The 1,859-nt window shown below is 61.2% G+C and carries 1 protein-coding gene; it reads right to left on the bottom strand.

Annotated features, from left to right (window positions below):
• Nucleotides 1–758: 758 nt before the first annotated feature.
• The gene (locus ACZ7DE_RS40965; protein WP_470769642.1) at nt 759–1,676 is read right to left on the bottom strand and encodes an SMI1/KNR4 family protein; all 918 of its coding nucleotides are present in this window, start codon (nt 1,674–1,676) and stop codon (nt 759–761) included.
• Nucleotides 1,677–1,859 lie beyond the last annotated feature (183 nt).

The following is a 1,859-nucleotide window of genomic DNA, read 5'->3' as shown; positions in this document are numbered from 1 at the left end:
GCACAGAGCACGCTCGTCCACCCGCCGCATCAGCCGCACCATCCAAGCCATCCACACACTCATGACCTGCGACTATTCAGGATGAAAGAGGCTCAATGACGATATACGCACTCTCGAGAGCATCCGTTGCCGCATCCGCCGGAAGGAAGTGAATCCGCCACTTCCCGGAGGCCTTCGTGTGGGCGGGGGAGGTCAGTCGGGCTTGACCATGTACAACGTGTCCAGGAACGGCTTGTCAACCGGGCCCTTCGGGTCATGAAGTGGTCTCGGGTGTGCTCGTGGACCACCCCACCGGCCCCGGTCGTGGCGGCGGGTCGGGCCCGTCGTCCCGTCCGCCTCCCGGTGCACGCGTGGCACCGACTTCCGTCGGCCGCGGATGGTCACCAGTCGCACCGTGCCGTCCTCGGTGATCCTCCGGCACCGGTCTGCGTGAACCTTGACCGCTCCCGGCTCCTCCTCGGCCGGCGCTGTGCTCTGACCGGAAAAACGCGCAGCCCGCCTTTACCAACCGCACTCCCCGCCGGGTCTTCCGCAACAGCCGATCACATGCAGGGCGCGTCGCCCGCTGTGCGACCTGGATAGCAACACCAGCGCCCCGCAGAGTGCGGGGGCATCGTCCCTCACGCGCAGGAAAAAGTTCCGGTGGCCAGGCGGAAGAAGAAGCCACTCGCCCAGTGCTCTGCGCCGGTCACGGTGGGTTGCGCTGCGGTTTGTGGTATCTGCAGGTGGACTCCCAAACGATCAGCTGATGTGCTCGCTCAACCGGAGGCGTCCGGCGGAATTCCTGCGATGACGCGACCGGCTGCTGAGGCTTCAGTCATGGGCTGCAGATTCCGTGCGAGACTGGTTTGGGCGTGGAGCGTTGTGATGAGGTCGACGAGCAGCGAGTCTGTGGCTGCCCAGATCTCGCATTCCCACTGTTCATCCAGCAAGCCCACCGAGAGCCAGATGCGCTGCTCGTCGTCGGCTCCGGCAAACCTGTACATTCGTCCCTCTGCTGCGGTCATGCCGAATACGGTCGTCGGCCCGGGTTCGAAATGACGCGCCAAAGCTGCCAAGTCAGCCGACTCTAGCCCCTCCCCGTCTGACGATGCGTAGCGGTTTTCCTCATCCAAAGAGTGCCCGCCATGATCCCATGCACAGGACAGGATGAATTCCGAGAAGCTTGCCGCACACGGAAGCCACGACTCAAAGTTATCGTACGTGATCAGAACTTCGGGATCCGGGTTGCCGTCCAGCCGTACTGCCCAGTAGCAGCAACCCTGATTTCCTATCATGAATGGCAGAAGATTCTGCTCATCAATCGGATGGGGCGCATGGCCATTCGCGTCATAGTCATCGTAAGGGCCGTGTGGTCGACCGAGCTCCGCGACTGTGTAAGGGATGTCATCCCTGTCATGCTTCAGGATTCTTACTGCCGAGTCCAGCGAATACCATTCGCGCAGCGAGGCCGGCAGAGCGATTTTGCGTGTCGTCTCCAGCTCGTCCAGTAGGGTAACCGCAGGTATGGAGATGGCGTACGGCTTACCTGCCAATACGAGGGCACGCTGGTGGTATTGCAAGCTCAACGTTCTCTTGGCTCCCTTGCGATCGAATGCGCTGATGGCAATGTTCGCATGGAACGGTCTGATGGGTGCTGAGCAGCCGGTACTCAAATATGGTGCCGTGTCGATCACATAGGCGACCGAACCCCGCCGAATTAACAGCCTTCCGTCTGAGCGCCTGAATAACTTGTCGAGTATTGAGCTTCTTCCAGGGGGTCACTGAGCCTCTTTCATCCTGAATAGTCGCAGGTCATGAGTGTGTGGATGGCTTGGATGGTGCGGCTGATGCGGCGGGTGGACGAGCGTGCTCTGTGC

The organism is Streptomyces sp. NPDC037083 (genome assembly GCF_055606485.1).
Note: the sequence above shows the minus strand (reverse complement) of the source record. Positions and strands in the feature narration are given on the sequence as shown.